We start from the raw sequence: 17,843 nt of genomic DNA on the forward strand, positions 1-17,843 counted from the left end.
AATTCTTTCAAAAATTGACCGGTATGCGACGACGGATTATGCTCGACAAGAATGACGGTATTCCCGGCGTCGACCAGCCGGTTCAGCAGCACGAGCGCGCTCCGCCATTATGAAAGCTGGGGCATCGTTCCGCCCCCTGAGCGGACGGCCAGCGGCTATCGGCTCTACACCGAGGAGCATGCCGCGTATTTCGAATGCATCCGGGCCATGCAGCCCGGCTTCGGTATGGATATCGTGAAAAAACGATGACGATCGGGGAGGTTTCCAACGAAACCGGCGTTCCGGGCTCTGCCATCCTCAGAGATTCGCTCGCGTATCTGAACTACAGAATCCGGCAGCAAACGCGCGGCGTCTATTATTTGTACCGGTTGTGCAAGACCGTCGGGCTGCTATAAACGGTCTTTTTGCGTAAATTCCGGGGCGATTTCGATAAAGACTTTTGCGGGCATATCCACTAAAGTTGTTCCTGGAAACTATTGTATCCGGGAGGGATATGAACATGGGCAACGTGAGAATCGGATTTATCGGCGTCGGCGGCATGGCCGAGCATCATATCAAGAAGCTGCAGAAGATCGGGCATGCGGAACTGACCGCCGTTTACGATGCCAATCCGGCAAGAATGAACGAAATCGCCGAGCGTTACGGCGCGGCGCCGTTCGGCAGCGCGGACGAGCTTCTCGATTCTGGCGCAATCGACGCGCTCTTCCTGTGCACGCCGCAGTTTACCCGCGGAGCAGTCGAGAAGAAAGCCGCAGCCAACGGCATTCATCTGTTCGCCGAGAAGCCGATCGGCCTCGATCTCGAGCAGGCGCGGACAAACAGCCGTCTCATCCTGGAATCGGGCATCATTCATGCCGTCGGGTACTGCCTGCGATATCTCGAAACGGTGCAAAAAGCGAAAGCCTACCTGGCGGACAAAACGCCGGACATGGTGCTCGCCTACCGGATCGGCAGCCTGCCGCCCGTAAGATGGTTCCATCAGATGGAGCAATCCGGCGGGCAACTGGTCGACCAGTCCACCCATCAGGTCGATCTGGTCCGCTATGTGGCCGGTGAATTCCGCGACGTCCAGGCACGCTACGCGCAGCGTTCGATTCGGAATGAAGCGCCGGATGCGACGATTCCCGATGTGGGCGTCGTATCGTTCTCGCTGCAATCCGGCGCCATCGGCACGATCAACACCGGCTGCATGTCCCGCCGGTTCGGACGCGCCGAGGTCGAGGTGATCGGTCCGGACTTCTACGTATCCCTTGACGGAAACGGCACTTCGCTTACCATTGTCGACGACCAGCAAAATATAAGCGAGAAATGCGGCACCGATTTTTATTTCGAGCAAGACCGCGCGTTCGTCGAAGCCGTGCGGACCGGCCGCCAGGAGCTGGTGCGCTGCGGCTTCGACGATGCGCTCGCCACGCTTGAGGTGACGCTCGCCGCCAATGAATCGGCCCGGACCGGCAGGCAGGTCGCGATCGGCGCCAGCAAAGCCGCGGTTTAAGCGGCGGGAGGAGCGCCTGCTATGCTGAAAAGCGTCAATCAGTGGTGCTTTCCCGAAGGAACGTCCCTTGACAGGCTGTTCGACGTTAGCCGCGAGGCAGGCTACGACGCCGTAGAGCTCAATGTCAACCCGCCCGGCTCCGCCGGACTGACGATGGAGACGACGCCGGCGGAGGCGGACGCGATCGCGCGGCAGGCGGCGGCACGCGGGCTGAAGCTTCGCAGCGTCTCCACATCGCTGCTGTGGAGACATCCGCTGTCGTCCGAAGATGCCGATGTCCGGGCGCAAGGCCGCCGCATCGTCGTCAAGCAGCTCGAGCTGGCCGAGCGGCTCGGGGCCGACACCGTGCTCGTGGTGCCCGGCGCCGTCACGCCGACGGCTCCTTATGACGAATGCTACGACCGCAGCCTGGAGGAGCTGAAGAAGCTCGTGCCCGAAGCGGAGAAACGCGGCGTCAGGATCGGCATCGAGAACGTGTGGAACAAGTTTCTGCTTTCCCCGCTGGAGATGCGGAGTTTCGTCGACGAGCTTGCTTCGCCGTATGCCGGCGTCTATTTCGATGTCGGCAACATTCTGGCGTACGGCTTCCCGCAGCAATGGATCCGTATTCTCGGCCGCCGCATCTTTAAAATTCACGTTAAAGATTTCAAAACCGCCGTCGGCAACGGCGGCGGCTTCGTCCCGCTGCTGGCCGGCGACGTCAACTGGCCGGAAGTCGTGGCCGCGCTTCGGGATATCGGGTACGACGATACACTCACCGCCGAGATCGGCGTCTACGGCGCCGATCCGCTGCAGGCCGTATACGACACGGCGCGCCAGCTCGACGTCATCATTCGCGGCGTCCGGACGGTATAACGAAGCATGAAAAGAGACTGCCGGAATCGCCCGGCAGTCTCGCGCTTTACCGTCCGGATGCTATGCGCTAGCGTTACGCCGCTCCGCCCGGCCGGCTGCTTCAGATGATCGGGCGGAGCGCGTCATACGCCGCAATTTTCCGACCCGATTCTTTAGTTATAGACTACTCGATGGGCAGCGAATATTTGGCAAAGCCTTCGCCATCCAGATGATAGCGCTCGCAGATTACATAATCGCGCGGCGTACGGTCGAAAGCGATCCGGTTCTCTCTGATGTAGTCTTCAACCGCCTTGGAAGCCGCATCGTAATTTCCGCGTCCGTTGGCCGCGACGACGCATTTTTGCGGCGGGACGGTCAGCCGGACGAACCACGGCGGTATTCCGTCGAACGTGCTGACCTCAAGGCACAAAATATAAACGTGCGTATCCGGATTGTTCTGCGATTCGGCATTCGGCCACATGCCGTACAGCACCCTTGGATTGACGACCTGCGGCAAGTAACCGCTGACGGCCAGCATCCCTTCTTTCGCGTTCTCGTACTTGCTCTTCATCGCTTTCAGGCCGACGCACGGAATGCCGATCAGCTTCAGTTCGTCATGCTCGACGATAACCGGCGTCATCTCGGGCAAAACAGCCGTTGTCATCGTAATCCCTCCCAATCGCATGTCGCTGCAACTTTTTTTATCACGCCGGCGGGTCATTCAGCCGGGACCGCTGCACGGCGAATTTCCCGCAGCATAATATACCGCATATTTCCTTTCGTGGAAAGGAGATTGCCGCATCCTACGCCCTTTATACGCCGACGGATGAGCCGACAAGCGGATAATGGCACGCCACCTGCCGGTTCGGGGCGATTTCCTCAAGCGGCGGAATCTCCGCTTTGCATTTCTCCCGGGCAAACGGGCAGCGCGGATGGAAGCGGCAGCCCGACGGCGGATTGGCCGGCGACGGAACGTCTCCTTGCAGTACGATTCTCTCCTTCTTCGCACGCGGATGCGGCTTCGGGATCGCCGACAGCAGCGCTGCGGTATAAGGATGGAGCGGATGGGCGAACAGCTCCTCCGTCTGCGACACTTCAACCAATTTGCCCAAATACATGACGCCAACCCGGTCAGAAATATGGCGGACGACGTTCAGCCCGTGCGCAATGAACAGATAAGTCAGACCCAGTTCCTTCTGCAGCTTCATCAGCAAATTGAGCACCTGCGACTGAACGGACACGTCCAGCGCCGATACCGCTTCGTCCGCCACGATGAACTGCGGATTCAGCGCGATCGCCCGGGCGATGCCGATCCGCTGACGCTGTCCGCCGGAAAATTCGTGTGGGTACCGGTTTCGTCTGGAGGCGTCGAGGCCGACAAGTTCCATCAGCTCCACGACTCTCGCATCGATTTGGCTCCGGGACGCTTTCATATGAACGCGCAGCGGCTCGCCGATAATGTCGCGTACCAAAAACCGCGGGTTCAGGGAACCGAACGGATCCTGGAAAATAATTTGCATTTCCTGACGGAGCTCCCTCAGCTCTCTCGCTTTCATGGTGCGGACGCTGCGGCCGTCGAACAGAATGTCGCCATCCGTCGCGTTTTGCAGGCGGAGAATGACTCTGCCGAGCGTCGATTTGCCGCAGCCCGATTCGCCGACCAGACCGAACGTTTCCCCTTTGCGGATCGTCAGCGAAACGTCGTCGACGGCTTTCACATGGCCGACTACCCGGTTCAGAATCCCTTTATGAATAGGGAAATATTTCTTCACGCCCTTCATTTCGATCAACGTTCCGGCGCTCATGTCCTATCCCCCTCCGTTTCCCCTGTTTGAACCGGCGCAAGCTGTTCGCTCCAGACCGCAAGCGCGCCGTCGTTCTCGTACATCCAGCAGGACACGCGATGATCTCCGCCGATCGGGAACGAACCCGGTTCCTCGCGGGCGCATCTGTCCTTGGCATGCGGGCAGCGCGGATGGAACCGGCAGCCGGAAGGAAGTCGGCTGAGCGGGGGGATCGTCCCCCGGATCGTATACAGCTCCGTGCCGCGTTCCCCTTCGAAGCCGGGGATCGATTGCAGCAATCCTTGGGTGTAAGGATGGCTCGGACGGTCGAATATATCGGCCGCATCCCCTTCCTCGACGATCGCGCCCGCATACATGACGGCGATGCGGTCGGCCATTTCGGCGGCAACGCCCATATCGTGCGTAATCAGCAAAATCGTCATGCCAAGCTCCTGCTGCAGCCGCTTCAGCAATTCGAGAATTTGCGCCTGCACCGTGACGTCCAGGGCCGTCGTCGGCTCGTCGGCGATCAGCAGATCGGGCTTGCAGGCAAGCGCGATCGCGATGACGACGCGCTGACACATCCCTCCGGACAGCTCGTGAGGATACTGCTTGGCCCGCATGGCGGGATCGGGGATGCCGACGAGACGCAGCAGTTCCACCGCTTCCTTCATCGCGGCCGACCTGCTCATCTTCTGGTGCAGCATCAAGGTTTCGGCGATCTGGTCGCCCACTGTAAATACCGGATTCAGCGAAGACATCGGCTCCTGAAAGATCATCGCAATCTGGTTGCCGCGGATACGCGTCATCTCTTCTTGCGATTTGAAAGCAAGATCCTCCCCGCGAAACACGACATTCCCCTCCAGGATTGCCCCGCCGGCAAAGTCGAGCAACCGCATGATCGCCAGCGAGGTGACGCTCTTGCCGCTGCCGGATTCGCCGACGAGGCAGACGGTTTGCCCTTTTCGAGGCGCAGGGAAACCCGGTCGGTCGCCTTCACAATCCCCTTGTCCGTCAAGAAGCCTGCCGTCAACCCGTTGACTTCGAGTATTTGTTCCGCCATTGCCGGAGCCTCCTTGCCGAAAATGTTTTCTTCTCCCGCGGATTAAGCGCATCCTGGATACCGTCGCCGATAAAATTGACGGCAAGCACGATGATCAGAATGCACAGTCCCGGATACAGCGCCTGCAGCGGATCGACGAGCATAAACTCCTGCGCGTTGCTCAGCATCAGCCCCCAGCTCGTTTCCGGCGCCTGGATGCCGAGACCGAGATAAGAGAGCGCGGATTCGCTCAGAATGGCCGAACCGACCATCAGCGTCGCGTTCACGATAATCGGATGGCTGGAATTGCGCAGCAGATGCCGGAACATAATGCCCCAGCTGGACACGCCGGTCGCTCTCGCCGCTTCCACGTATTGCATTTCGCGAAGCTGCAGGAAAGTGCCGCGCACGAGACGGGCGACGCCCATCCAGCCGGTAAACGAAAGCACCAGCACCATATAAATGAAATCGGAGCCGAATATCGACAGCACGAGAATGTTCAGGAACAGGCTTGGCAGTGAATTCATGACGTCGACAAGCCGCATCAGGATCGTGTCGATCCATCCGCCGAAATAACCGGCGACCGCGCCGACGAGCGAGCCGATCAACACCGCGGCCGCCGCGACCGAAAAGCCGACCGTCAACGAAATTTGACTGCTGTACACGAGGCGGGAGAAGATATCCCTTCCGAGCTCATCCGTCCCTAGCGGATATCCTTTGGTGCCGGGCGGCAAATTGGTGTTCATGAAATCGATTTTGTCCGGTTCGTACGGCGCGATGACCGGCGCCAGAATGGCGACGATGGCGAAAAAGAGCAGGACGGCAAGCCCGCCCATCGCATACGGATTGCGCACGAACCTTTTGCCGGCGGTCTTCCACGGACCTTGCGGCTTATCCATGGCTGGCGGAGGAACAGGGCTCCCCATGCCGGGAACGTCCGCCAAAGTCGGCTCTTGTCTCGGAACGACACCGCTCATGCCGTATCGCCCCCTTTACGCCCCAGCTTTACGCGCGGATCGGCAACGGCATATAAAATATCGGCCAGCAAATTACCGATGACGACCATAACGGAAGTCACCATCACGATAGCCATCAGCACATTGTACTCCCTGGCAATCGCCATATCGACAAACAGCCGTCCCATACCCGGCCAATTGAATACGTTCTCCGTCAAGGCCGCGCCGGATACGAGCATCGGCAGATCGAGTCCGATAATCGTAATGATCGGGATCAGGGCGTTGCGAAGCGCATGCCGGAAGATGACCCGATTCTCCCGCACGCCTTTGGCCCGGGCCGTTCGGATGTAATCCTGCTGCAACACCTCCAGCATGCTGGAACGCGAATACTTTACATAGTAGGCGAGGAAGGCGAGCGACAATACGCATACCGGCAGCACCAGATGCATGAGCAAATCGCCGATGTCCCCTTTTTTGCCCATCGTCCACATGTCCGAAAGCGGGAACCAGTTCAGCTTTAAAGAAAAATATTGCTGCAGAATGATGCCGAACCAGAAAGTCGGCATAGCGAACCCGAGATAGGATATGAACGATGCGGTCTGATCGGAGAGCCCGTATTCCCTCGTGCTGTTGTAGATGCCCCAGGGAATGGCGATCACCATCGCCACAAGCCATGCGGCCCCCATCAGCACGAACGTATTGCCGATCGTCGGCCATAACAATTCGCCCACCGGCACGCTGTTTTTGAACGTCTTCCCCAAATCGCCCTGAAGCAGCTTGCCGATCCAGCGGACATACTGAATATGCGCCGGCTGGTCAAGGCCGAGATTGCGCTTCTGCACCTCGAACGCTTCGGGCGACAAGCCCGGAGCGACCAGCACTTCCGTCGGTCCGCCCGGAGCCAGATGAATGATCGCGAACGTCACAACCGTAACGAGAAACAACACCACGATGGACTGTATGATTCGGCGGATGAAATATTCAGTCAAAGTCGTCCCTCCCGTCATGATTGACCGACCGTACCTGAAAAGGGAAGAGAAGCGCGCCTCCCTTCCCTTTGCGGTTAACGATTAAGCAATCGAACGTTACGACTTGACCCACCATTGATGACATGGTAGAAATAACCTTTCGGCAGCGTCGGTACCGGCGCGTCTTCTTCCGCGTACGCGACGCGCGGACCGATACCGGTAGCGTTGCCGTAACGGTACAGGAAAATATAGGGGAGATCGGTAGAAATCTCTTTGCCGATTTCCGCGTATACTTTTTTGCGTTCTTCCTGATCGATGGTGGAATAGCCGTCCACCCACAGCTGGTCAAGCTTCTCGTTCTTGTACCAACCCATGTTCTGACCCGCAGGCGGGAAGAACTTCGAGGAGAAGATGCTGTCCGCGTTCGGATCCGGATCTTCCAGCGACCAGCCGAGCAGAATCGTCTGATATTTGCCTACATTCAGATGCTGCGGCACCCAGATCGAGAAGTCGATCGCCTTCGGAATCACTTCGATACCCACTTCTTTCAGATTGCTCTGAATGACCTGCGCGATGGCTTCACGGCGGCTGTTGCCGGCATTGTACTCAAGCTCGAACGAGAATTTTTTCCCGTCCTTCTCCAAAATTCCGGTTTTCTCGTTCAGCACCCACCCGTCTTCAGCCAGCAGTTGTTTCGCTTTCTCCGGATTGTATTCATAGTTGACGGCATTGTCGCCCGGATCGGCCCAGCTGCCCGGCAGGAATGGCGAATTCATAAGAACGCCCGTTCCTTTCAGGACGTTGTCGACCATCCCTTGACGGTTTAACGCATAGGCTATGGCCTGCCTTGTTTTCTGGGTCGCGAACGGCACGAATTTGTCCGGGAAGTTGTCTTCTTTGAAGTTGAATCCGATAAATTCATAGGATGGACCCGGTTCCTGAATCAGCGTGATGGAAGAATTTTTCTTTACCGCTTCGACTTGAACGACCGGTATGGCAGAGGTATGATCGGTGTCGCCTTTCAATAGAGCCTGGACTTCCGTATTCTGATCCGCGTAGATTTTGTAGACGATTTTGTCGATGTGAGGTTTCGTGGCGCCCCAGTAGTTCGGGTCTTTCTCAAAGGTGAGATGCTGCGTTTTTTGCCATTCGGTCCATTTCCAGGGACCGTTCGTCACCGTTTTTGCCGGATCTTTGCCGTATTCGTGATCGAGCAGCTTTTTGACCGGCACGTCTTTCAGAATATGAGCGGGAGCGAGCTCGATAACAAGCGAGTACTGGAATGGTGCGAATACTTCGGATAGTGTGATCTTGACCGTGTGGTCGTCGACTTTCTCCGTCTTGGCCACTTTTTCCATCGTGCTGCGGGCCGGCGATCCGGTATCCTCATTTTTGATCGTCTCGATCGTATAGATCAGGTCGTCAGCCGTCACCGGCGTTCCGTCAGTCCATTTCGCTTCGGGCTTCAGCTTGACCGTATACGTCTTGCTGTCTTCCGAAATTTCCGGCAGTTCGGCGGCAAGCGACCACGGCTCGACGACAATCTGGCCGTCAGGGGCCAAGTCATACACTTTGGCTAGCAGAAAATGGGCTGCATCGCTGGAGGCTGTGTCGTTGATGAAGATCGGGTTGATCGTCACGATATCGGTGAAGCTGCTGAAGGTCAACGTTCCGCCGTCCACCGGACCGTCTTCGGCAGCCGGGGGATTGTCCGTTTCTTTGGAATCGTCGGGCGTATTGGTATCGGTTTGCTCATTCGACGGCGGAGGGTTTTCCGTCGTCGTACTGCCGCCTTTATCCGACGAACAAGCCGCCAATAAAGCGCCAACAAGCATCACATACAGCACAAGCGACAGCCATTTCCTGATACTAACCACATCAATTTCCTCCCCACAATAAGATTTGGTAAATATTTATAGTCTGATTATACCAGCTTTTAAGGATTTGAAAATACAAATTATTGGTAATTTTCAGAAAAGTTAAAATGCGTTTCACATCACTCGGGTATTCAGCATCAGCATCTTACCGCAGCACGCCTATACCTGCGGTTTCGAGCCGCGCTTTCGGGTAGGCCTATAGACCTCGACCAGAACCCCGGACCTATTTCGTGTTTGTGTCGTTGCCGTTTTCGCGCATCAGCGTAAAGATTATATTCGAATTTTTGTATGTTATCTAACATCTATAGTAATTTATAAGAACATATAACGAAATATTATAGGAAATTAGTCCTATTTACAACCCCCATCCCTATTATACGTTATTTTATATTACATATACAGAAAGGGGAATGGAAGAATTGAGGAAGATCTGGACTCGAACGTTATCCTTATTGCTCGCTTTCACACTTATGCTGGTATCGCTTGCCGCTCCCGTGCAAGCAGCATCCCCTGCTTCGGCGCCGTACAGCCCTGAACTGGCCGCTTTTCTGGAACAGGACTGGGCGCCTGAAGGCTACATCACACCCGCCAACGGTCACGAAACGTTACGGCAATCGGAATTTGCCGAGCTATTAAACGACGCTGCCGACGCTGCCGGGACGGACTTGCGCTTTCTTACACTCTCAGACCAGGATACGGTTAAGCGGGAGACGGCGGCGGCAATACTGGATCAGGCCGTCGACGTTCCGTATATCGGCCGCAACGTTTTTACCGATATTCCGCAGAGCGGGCCTGACGCATCCTCCATCGGCACCGTTGTGACATCCGGCTTGATGAAAGGCGTTTCCGGCCATCGATTCGGTTATGGAAAACCGCTGTCAAGGTCGGAGGCAGCCGTCGTAGCCTACCGTCTCTACCTTTATCTGCAGCCTTTCAATCCGGTCGAAGCTACCATCGCCGACATTCAAACCGCCATGACAGCGGGCCGATTGACAGCGGAACAACTGGTCGAACTCTATTTGGATCGCATCGAACGATATGACAAGCAGGGCCCCAAGCTGAATTCGATCATCCGCATCAACGACAAGGCGCTGGAGATAGCAAGAGCGCTGGACGAGGAACGCGCAAAGACCGGCCCTCGCGGTCCGCTTCACGGCATTCCGGTTATCGTGAAGGACAATTTCGACACCGCGGACATCCCGACGACCGGCGGTTCGCTCGCTTTGAAGGACAGCATTCCGCCTGACGACGCTTTTCAGGTGAAGAAATTGAAGGAAGCCGGAGCCATTATATTGGCCAAAGCGAATTTGCATGAATTTGCGTTCGGGTATACAACGGTCAGCTCCGCCGGCGGCCAGACGCTTAACCCGTACGATCCGACCCGTGTACCGGGCGGCTCCAGCGGCGGAACGGGGCTGCCGTGGCCGCAAGCCTGGGCGCCGTCGGCATGGGCACCGATACCGGCGGTTCCATCCGCGTGCCGGCTTCTTTTAACAGCCTGGTCGGCATTCGGCCGACGATCGGCCTGTCGAGCCGGGACGGCATTATGCCGCTGGCGCTTACGCAGGATACGGGCGGTCCGATCGCACGGACGGTGGCGGACGCCGCAGCCATTCTGGACGCGACGGTCGGTTACGACCCGCAGGACGTAACGACGGCCGCCAGCGTCGGAATGGTGCCGAATTCGTACCTGGACGTATTGGACCCGAACGGACTGGAAGGCGCCAGAATCGGCGTGCTCCGCGAGGTATTCGGCACGAATGCCGATATTCAGAACGTAATGGAAAAGGCGATTCGCGATATGGAGGCGGCAGGCGCAACGATCGTGGACAATGTGACCATTCCGAACTTCAAGGAAATCAACAGCTACGGAAGCTTGAGCGCCTGGGAGTTTAAATTCCAATTTAACGATTATTTGGAAAGTCTAGGAGATGACCGGCCGTACAAGACGCTGGACGATATATTGGCTTCCGGCCTGTTCGATCCTTCCGTGGCGAAACAGCTGAAAGAACGGAACGACAGGGAGTCGCTCGATGACGAGACGTATAAGGATATTGTCCTGTATCGTACGCGTCTTGCCCAGCAAGCCGTGCTCAAAATGATGGCCGATCATCGGCTCGATGCGCTCATCTTCCCGACGTCGGCCAATCCGATCGTCAAAATCGGGGAAGAACAGACGATCGGCGACGGCTTCAAGCTCAGCTCGTTCACCGGCTATCCGACCGTAACCGTGCCGGCCGGTTTTACACCGGACCGCATGCCGGTCGGCATGGACTTCATCGGCCGTCCGTTCAGCGAACCGACGCTGATCAAGCTGGCGTACGCATTCGAGCAGAAAACCCATCATCGCCGCGCTCCCGAACTGACGCCGTAAACAGACAAGCTTTCATCGTCTGATGTCCGGCGATGTCCGGCGGCGCCATCCATGGCGTCGCCGGACTTTCTTCCCGGCTCTATTGCATAAACGTCTCTTTGTACCGCACACCCAAAAAGAAAAGTATGCCGAACACGCAAACAAGAGCAAATAAAATTAAAATGGTCGTGAGCAGCACAATGCCCGTCATTTTCAAGCATTTTGCCACAGCATGCCCGTTCCCCCTGTTCCGTTACCGCGCCGCTTTAGCGCCCGTCTCCCTTTCCAGATATGCCGCGACACCGTCTTCGTCGTTGGGCGGGACAATTTCATCCGCCAATCGCTTGATCGCATCCTGCGCATTCCGCACGGCGATTTTGCGCCCGGCCGCCTCGAACAGACCGAGATCGTTCACATGATCGCCGAATGCGACGCCCGCCCGATCTCAAATATACGATCGGTCAGCGTGTTTTCCAGCCAATAACCGCCGATCACCGTATGTTGAAGGCCGTCGTACAGCAGCGCCCCGTTGTACAGGATGAGCGGATATTTCCAAGGAATCGCCGATACGACGCTGTGCGCGCTTATATATCCTCGCGCGGTCGCGAAGCTGACGACGACATCTTGCGCCAACGCATTCGACAGAACGCCGATCGTATATCCGGACAGCGTCTGATCGGACCGCAGCAGCGTTCCATCCAAATCGGTGATGTAGGCCCGTTTGCCCATGGCCGGCCGGCCCCCCGTCTTTTTTTCATTATGCAAAACAGGTACGTTTTGGATAAAAGTATACCACAAAATTTGGAAGGAACGGATGGCTCCATCGCCGAAAAGGCCGACCGCAGACGCGGTCGGCCTCAAACGGCAGGGGTGGTCATGCCCGGAAATGCCAACATATCGAAGCCGGTTTTCATTGCGACCGCCGCCGCCGTAAGGTCTTCTGCGAATTACACGCCCGAATACGCCATGAATCCGCCGTCGACCGGAACGGTAATGCCGGTTATAAAGCCGGACATGCTGTCGTCGGCCAGCCAGATGAGCGTGCCGAGCAGATCGGTCGGCTCTCCGAATCTGCGCATCGGCGTATGCGTCAAGATTTTGCGGGATCGCTCCGTAAGGGAACCGTCCTCGTTCGTCAGCAGCCGCCGGTTCTGCTCCGTCAGGAAAAATCCCGGAGCGATCGCGTTGACCCGGATGCCGGCATCGGCCATATGGACGGCCATCCATTGCGTGAAATTGTTGATCGCCGCCTTGGCCGCGCTGTAGGCGGGCACCTTCGTCATCGGGCTGTACGAGCTCATCGACGACATATTGATGACGGTGGCGCCCGGGCGGCGGACCATCTTGCGCGCAAACACTTGCGTCGAGATCAAGGTGCCGAGGAAATTCAGGTTGAAAACGCGGCCGAAGCCTTCGACGCTCAGGTCGAAGAAGCTGACGACGGCTTCGTCTTCCACATCTTCCGGACGGAACGTCTCGTTCGTCGTATTTCCTCGCGGATCGTTGCCTCCCGCTCCGTTCACGAGTATGTCGCACGGACCGAACCGTTCCGACACGACCGCCTCCGCCCGGACGACGCTCTCCTTGTCGAGCACATCGCAGGCGACCGCGATCGCTTCCCCGCCGGCTTGGCGGATCGCTTCGGCGACCGCTTCTCCTTTCTCCGCCGTCCGGTTCAAAATCGCCACCTTCACGCCATGCCGCCCGAGCTCCCTCGCCATCGCCGCGCACAGCACGCCGCTGCCTCCGGTAATGACGGCCGTTCTGCCCCGCAAATTGTCGTGAATCGGTATCGTCATTTACGCATTCCCCCGTTTGCTTCGCTCCAGCGCATCCCATGCGCCCCACAAGTACATAATGCCGAGCGCCCGGTCATACAGACCGTAACCCGGCCGGCACTTCTCGTCCCAAATATGCCGGCCGTGGTCCGGTCTGACATAACCGGTATATCCGATTTCATGATAAGCCCTGACAACTTCGGCGATATCGACGGTGCCATCGCAGCTCCGGTGGGACGTCTCGATAAAGTCGCCATTCGGATAAACCCGCACGTTGCGAATATGCGCGAACGGAATCCGGTCCGCAAATTCCCGCACCATCGCCGGGATGTCGTTCTCCGGATTCGCGCCGAGCGAGCCGCTGCACAGCGTAACGCCGTTGTTCGGATGGTCGACCATTTTCAGCAGGCGGCGAATGTTGGCCTGCGACGTCACAATCCGCGGCAATCCGAAAATCGACCACGGCGGATCGTCCGGATGGATGGCCATTCGGATGCCGCTGCGTTCCGCCACCGGAATAATCGCCTCGAGGAAGTACTGCAAATTGCGCCACAAGTCTTCCTCCGTGACACCCTTGTACGCTTCGAACAGCTCGGAGAGACGGCCGAGCCGCTCCGGCTCCCAGCCGGGCATCGTCAGGTCCGGATTGGAGGCGATGCGCCGTACGAGTTCCATCGGGTCCATGTTATCGATTTTTGCCTTTTCGAAAAAGAGCGCCGTCGAGCCGTCCTCCATTTCCTTGAACAGCTCAGTCCGGGTCCAGTCGAACACCGGCATAAAATTGTAGCAAATCGTCTTGACGCCGACGGTCGCCAGTTTCTCGATCGTCCGCTGGTAATTTTCGATGTACCGGTCGCGCGTCGGCAATCCGAGCTTGATATCTTCATGAACGTTAACGCTTTCAACCACTTCCAGATGCAGCCCGTACGGATCTACCTGCCGTTTGACTTCCAATATTTTGTCCATGGGCCACTCTTCACCGGCCGGCACGTCATGCAGCGCCCAAACGACGCCCTCGACGCCGGGAATTTGCCTGATTTGCTTCAGCGTAACGGTATCGTTCCCTTCCCCGTACCAACGAAACACCATGCGCATTCGTCCACATCTCCCCTCGATTCAATCGACAAAATACTGCGGATACTTCGCCCGCAGCTCCGGCAGTTCACGGTCCAGCTTCCCGATATGCCGCTTCAGCCTCGATGCGGTCAGCTCCTCATCCCCCGCCTGCATGGCGGCCAGCAAGCCGCGATGCTCCTCCAGCGTCTGCTCCATGTAATGGTATTCCCGCATGGCGAGAAACCGGATTCGGTTCAGGTGCGCGCGCATCTGGTTGATGACCTGAAGCAGCGTCGCATTGCCCGTCATCTCCAGCACGACGCGATGAAAATCTTCGTCAAGCTGCAGGAACAAAGCGGGATCGCCTGCGGCGGCCGCCTCCTGCTGCCTGTCGAACAAGTCCATAATCGCCCGTTCCGCGGCCGTGCGGTCTCCGTCACGCCACTGCTTCGCGACGAGGCGAAAGGCGCCCAGCTCCAGATGCTCGCGGATGAATTTCGCTTCTTCCACCTTGCGCTGCGAGATAGGCGCGATCCTCGTTCCCCGCTGCGGCAGCACATCCAGCAGCCGCTCGCTCACGAGCAGCCGGATCGCTTCCCGGACGGGCGTGCGGCTGACCTGCAGCAATTCGGCCACTTCGTTCTCGTAAATCATCGTTCCTGGTTCAAGCTGCAGCGAAACGATGCCGGCGCGAATCGTCTCGTACACCTGGTCGCCCAGCGATTTGCGGACGGGGCGCTGCGGCAGCGGCGTAAGCTTCAGCACGAATCTGTCACCTCCTGCGCGATGTATTTTGCCAGCCAGCCTCTTCTTTTCAAGCACTTCAAGTACTTGCATTCTTGTATACAAGAATATCATACCGCAAAAACGAACGTCGCTCAAGAATTGGCTGCCTTTCGGTTTCGAAAACGTTTGGCATTCCGGCCGCCCGTTGTATGACCGAAAATAAAAACTCCCCCGGATTTCCGATCCGAGGGAGTCTCTCATCGATTATATGCAAAGCATTATGGCGGCGATAAATTTATCGGCGTGCAGACCTTTGGCCCGATGCGGATCCTCTTTTGAACGTTTTGAGCGGCATATCGGGCAATTCGTTCACGGAGACGACACGATCCGTTTTTTAATCGGTTTGCGCCAATACTTTTCGTTGCCGGGCAAATCGTCGAACCATGCCGCGTCATCGGGACAGTCCAACACCATGAAACGGCCGTAACGGTTATCCCGCGATTGATGATACTTCAAATAAGCCTTTCCTCCTTCGATAGCCAATATTTCGATTTTCCCCGATGTATGACTCATCGACAGACGCACCCGTTTGCCGAGTCCGGAGGTTCTCGCTTTCGCCTTTTCTACGATGCTGTATACCTCGGCCAGAGGGAGAACAAAATCGCGGTTTCCGGCAACAGGCCGGTTCACGAAAAAGTAATAGGGCGTTACGCCGGCCCAGGACAATCGATCCAGCAACTCTCCCAGCACCTCGGGATCGTCGTTGATCCCTTTCAGGATCGGCGTCTGATTGACGACGACTGCGCCTGCGTCGTGCAAGGCGGCAAAAGCCCGGACCGCTTCCTCGGTTATTTCGCGCGGATGGTTGACATGCGCCATGACATACACTCTTTTGTCCGGACTCGACACTTCCCGGATCGTCGCGAGCAGCGCTTCGTCCTCGTAGATCCGCATCGGATTGAACACGGGAATTTTGGAGCCGAGCCGTATGATTTTCACATGATCGATATCGCGCAGCCGCAACAATATCGACCGCAGCTTCGGCGTTCCCAGAATCAGGCTGTCTCCCCCGGTCAACAGGACATTGTTGATTTCCGGATGGGCGGAAATATAGGCGAGGCCCGGTTCGACGTCGGTGACGGCCTCCTTCACGTCGTTGCGGAACAGCCGTTTGCGGAAGCAGTACCGGCAGTAAGCGCCGCATACTTCGGATACGATGAGCAGCGCGGTCGTTTTGTACTTGTGCTGACACCCCGGGACGACATAGTTGGTATCCTCGTCGGATGCATCCCAGCGGCCGTATTCCAGCAGTTCCCCCTCGTTCGGAATGACAAGTTTGCGAATCGGATCGTGAGGATCGTTCCAGTCGATCAGACCCAGATAGTAATCGTTGACCCGAAAAACAAATTTGTCCGTAATGCGCTTCAGTTTCGCTCTTTCTTCCGCCGGGATGTTCGTCAATTTATCGATGTCGGTAATATACTTCGGTTGAGCCATCGTTCGTTCTCCCTCCTCTTGTTTCATTTGAATGAAAAAAGACCCTTACACAGCATGTGTGTACGGGTCTCCTCAAACAAAAAGACCCTGTAAAGGGTCAAATACGCACCAATACATTATTCGACCCATCCAAAGCTGACGAGGTTAGCTGACGGGCTCGGGATAGATGGTTCCCTACGGCCGCATGAAGCGGCACGATTCGCCCCGGAAGACTTGGTTCCCCCGCTTTCCGGTCCATAACCGGAAATTAAGCTTATTACTTATCATATTTGAATAATTCAGAATTGTCAAACTCAAATCAGTTGCGAATCCGTTCGCTTGTATCGCCGTAATAGAGAGTATAGAATGTTAGTAGTTAGATTTGCACCGCCGAATGACAGCCAAGAACACGCCCTGTTGCGGGGCGAAAACGGATTCATGGATACGTAGATCCGGACAGTTTTAACAAAGAGGTGACAGCATTGGAGGACCTGAAGCAAGCGTACGCTACTCTCGGCCTGCCTGAAAACGCGACCAAGGAAGAAGTGGAGAAACGCTACTACCTGCTCATGCGGCAGGCGCGCGCCCAAGGAGCCCGCCGCGACCATGAAGAGGCCGGCGGCAACGCCGTCGATTTCGAAGCAGTTAACCGGGCTTACAAGTTCATTATCGAATATGACGAACGGAAAGCGCAGGAGCAATTCAAACAATCTCAATATGGAAAATATAAAAAGATGGCCGGCACAGCGGAAAAATTGGACCATTTCTTCCATTACTACAAGTTCCACCTGCTCGGGGCTTTGGTCGCCGTCATTCTGATCGGATTTGCGGTCAACAGCTACCTGGAGCGGCAGGCGCAAAAAGCGGAAGAAGCGAAGAAGCCGCCGATCGACGTATCGGTCATGTTTCACGGGGATTTTTACTTGAACAATCAGAATCAGGATACGGAGGAACTGGAGGCGGCCCTGCTCTCCTTCTTTCCGGAATGGAAGCGGATCGGCGCGCAGATTACCTACGATCCGTCCGATCCGAAAAACGAATTCGACATCGCCGCGACGCAGAAGGCGGTTGTCATGCTGATGACGGAAAAAAGCGACGTTTATATTCTCGACCGGAACAGTTTCACCAAGCTGGCGAGGCAGCAGCTGTTCCAGCCTTTGGACGAAGCCTACGAGCAAACGTTGAAACCGCTGCTCCCTTCGGAAGCGGCGGCGCTCAAAACGCGCTCCGCGGAAGACACCACCGATCATATTTACGGCATCGATATTAGCGGCAGTCCGCTCGTCAAAAGTATACCGGTCGTCTCCAAAGAGATGATAGCCGCCATTCGCGCCGACGCCAAACATCCTGACAAGGCGCTGCTCTTTATTCAGCGCATGCTGGAAGGTGCGAAGCCGGAAGGTACGAAGCCAGAAGGTACGAAGCCAGAAGGTACGTCGTCATAATTGAATTTCCACAGAGGCTGTCTCAAAAGGTCTTGAATGACCTAGGGATCGCC

At 56.7% G+C, this 17,843-nt stretch carries 15 protein-coding genes, 3 pseudogenes and 1 riboswitch; of the genes and pseudogenes, 6 read left to right on the plus strand and 12 right to left on the minus strand.

The features are described from left to right. Positions 1-51: 51 nt before the first annotated feature. From PACILC2_RS26225 to PACILC2_RS02635, 4 genes and pseudogenes are all read left to right on the plus strand, one after another. A pseudogene (locus PACILC2_RS26225) lies at positions 52-243 on the plus strand (MerR family DNA-binding transcriptional regulator); the annotation flags it as partial. 2 nt (positions 244-245) lie between these two features. After that, a complete protein-coding gene (locus PACILC2_RS26230) occupies positions 246-395 on the plus strand; it encodes a hypothetical protein (RefSeq protein ID WP_244863176.1) in 150 nt (49 codons plus the stop codon). 104 nt (positions 396-499) lie between these two features. Beyond that, entirely contained in the window at positions 500-1,495 is a 996-nt protein-coding gene (locus PACILC2_RS02630; RefSeq protein ID WP_213527277.1) for a Gfo/Idh/MocA family protein, read from the plus strand. Positions 1,496-1,516: 21 nt separating this feature from the next. Further along, a complete protein-coding gene (locus PACILC2_RS02635) occupies positions 1,517-2,350 on the plus strand; it encodes a sugar phosphate isomerase/epimerase family protein (protein ID WP_213527280.1) in 834 nt (277 codons plus the stop codon). A gap of 163 nt (positions 2,351-2,513) precedes the next feature. Here PACILC2_RS02635 and PACILC2_RS02640 read toward each other — a convergent pair whose 3' ends face one another. From PACILC2_RS02640 to PACILC2_RS02665, 6 genes are all read right to left on the minus strand, one after another. Continuing rightward, positions 2,514-2,993, minus strand: a complete 480-nt coding sequence (locus PACILC2_RS02640; protein ID WP_213527282.1) for a GyrI-like domain-containing protein — start codon at positions 2,991-2,993, stop codon at positions 2,514-2,516. 148 nt (positions 2,994-3,141) lie between these two features. Further along, complete coding sequence (locus PACILC2_RS02645; protein ID WP_062493617.1) at positions 3,142-4,134, minus strand: ABC transporter ATP-binding protein; 993 nt, start codon at positions 4,132-4,134, stop codon at positions 3,142-3,144. Beyond that, entirely contained in the window at positions 4,131-5,228 is a 1,098-nt protein-coding gene (locus PACILC2_RS02650; protein ID WP_307860312.1) for an ABC transporter ATP-binding protein, read from the minus strand. Before PACILC2_RS02650 ends, PACILC2_RS02645 begins: the two co-directional genes overlap by 4 nt. Next, complete coding sequence (locus tag PACILC2_RS02655; RefSeq protein ID WP_372447023.1) at positions 5,143-6,132, minus strand: ABC transporter permease; 990 nt, start codon at positions 6,130-6,132, stop codon at positions 5,143-5,145. The genes PACILC2_RS02650 and PACILC2_RS02655 overlap by 86 nt, the downstream gene beginning before the upstream one ends. After that, on the minus strand, positions 6,129-7,100 hold the full coding sequence (locus tag PACILC2_RS02660; protein WP_062493622.1) for an ABC transporter permease: 972 nt from the start codon (positions 7,098-7,100) through the stop codon (positions 6,129-6,131). The genes PACILC2_RS02655 and PACILC2_RS02660 overlap by 4 nt, the downstream gene beginning before the upstream one ends. A gap of 74 nt (positions 7,101-7,174) precedes the next feature. Further along, positions 7,175-8,956: an ABC transporter substrate-binding protein gene (locus PACILC2_RS02665; protein ID WP_244863177.1), complete on the minus strand. Its 1,782-nt coding sequence runs from the start codon at positions 8,954-8,956 to the stop codon at positions 7,175-7,177. A 974-nt stretch (positions 8,957-9,930) separates the two neighbouring features. Here PACILC2_RS02665 and PACILC2_RS02670 point away from each other — a divergent pair. Next, positions 9,931-11,330, plus strand: a pseudogene (locus tag PACILC2_RS02670) (amidase family protein). A 232-nt stretch (positions 11,331-11,562) separates the two neighbouring features. Here PACILC2_RS02670 and PACILC2_RS26235 read toward each other — a convergent pair. The 6 genes and pseudogenes from PACILC2_RS26235 to PACILC2_RS02695 form a co-directional block, all read right to left on the minus strand. Next, positions 11,563-11,724: an HAD family hydrolase gene (locus PACILC2_RS26235; protein ID WP_244863178.1), complete on the minus strand. Its 162-nt coding sequence runs from the start codon at positions 11,722-11,724 to the stop codon at positions 11,563-11,565. Next, the gene (locus PACILC2_RS02675; RefSeq protein ID WP_244863179.1) at positions 11,721-12,038 is read right to left on the minus strand and encodes an HAD family hydrolase; all 318 of its coding nucleotides are present in this window, start codon (positions 12,036-12,038) and stop codon (positions 11,721-11,723) included. Before PACILC2_RS02675 ends, PACILC2_RS26235 begins: the two co-directional genes overlap by 4 nt. A gap of 218 nt (positions 12,039-12,256) precedes the next feature. Beyond that, entirely contained in the window at positions 12,257-13,108 is an 852-nt protein-coding gene (locus tag PACILC2_RS02680; protein WP_213527284.1) for an SDR family oxidoreductase, read from the minus strand. After that, on the minus strand, positions 13,109-14,182 hold the full coding sequence (uxuA, locus tag PACILC2_RS02685; protein WP_062493632.1) for a mannonate dehydratase: 1,074 nt from the start codon (positions 14,180-14,182) through the stop codon (positions 13,109-13,111). 21 nt (positions 14,183-14,203) lie between these two features. Beyond that, the gene (locus tag PACILC2_RS02690; protein ID WP_235593176.1) at positions 14,204-14,908 is read right to left on the minus strand and encodes a GntR family transcriptional regulator; all 705 of its coding nucleotides are present in this window, start codon (positions 14,906-14,908) and stop codon (positions 14,204-14,206) included. A 256-nt stretch (positions 14,909-15,164) separates the two neighbouring features. Continuing rightward, positions 15,165-16,366 (minus strand): annotated as a pseudogene (locus PACILC2_RS02695) (KamA family radical SAM protein). Between the two features lie 117 nt (positions 16,367-16,483). Further along, a riboswitch (cyclic di-AMP (ydaO/yuaA leader) is annotated at positions 16,484-16,630 on the minus strand. 197 nt (positions 16,631-16,827) lie between these two features. Between PACILC2_RS02695 and PACILC2_RS02700 the strand changes: the two are divergent. Continuing rightward, complete coding sequence (locus PACILC2_RS02700; RefSeq protein WP_213527288.1) at positions 16,828-17,790, plus strand: J domain-containing protein; 963 nt, start codon at positions 16,828-16,830, stop codon at positions 17,788-17,790. Positions 17,791-17,843 lie beyond the last annotated feature (53 nt).

The organism is Paenibacillus cisolokensis, assembly GCF_018403665.1.
In the GTDB taxonomy this organism is placed as follows: domain Bacteria; phylum Bacillota; class Bacilli; order Paenibacillales; family Paenibacillaceae; genus Paenibacillus_AH; species Paenibacillus_AH cisolokensis.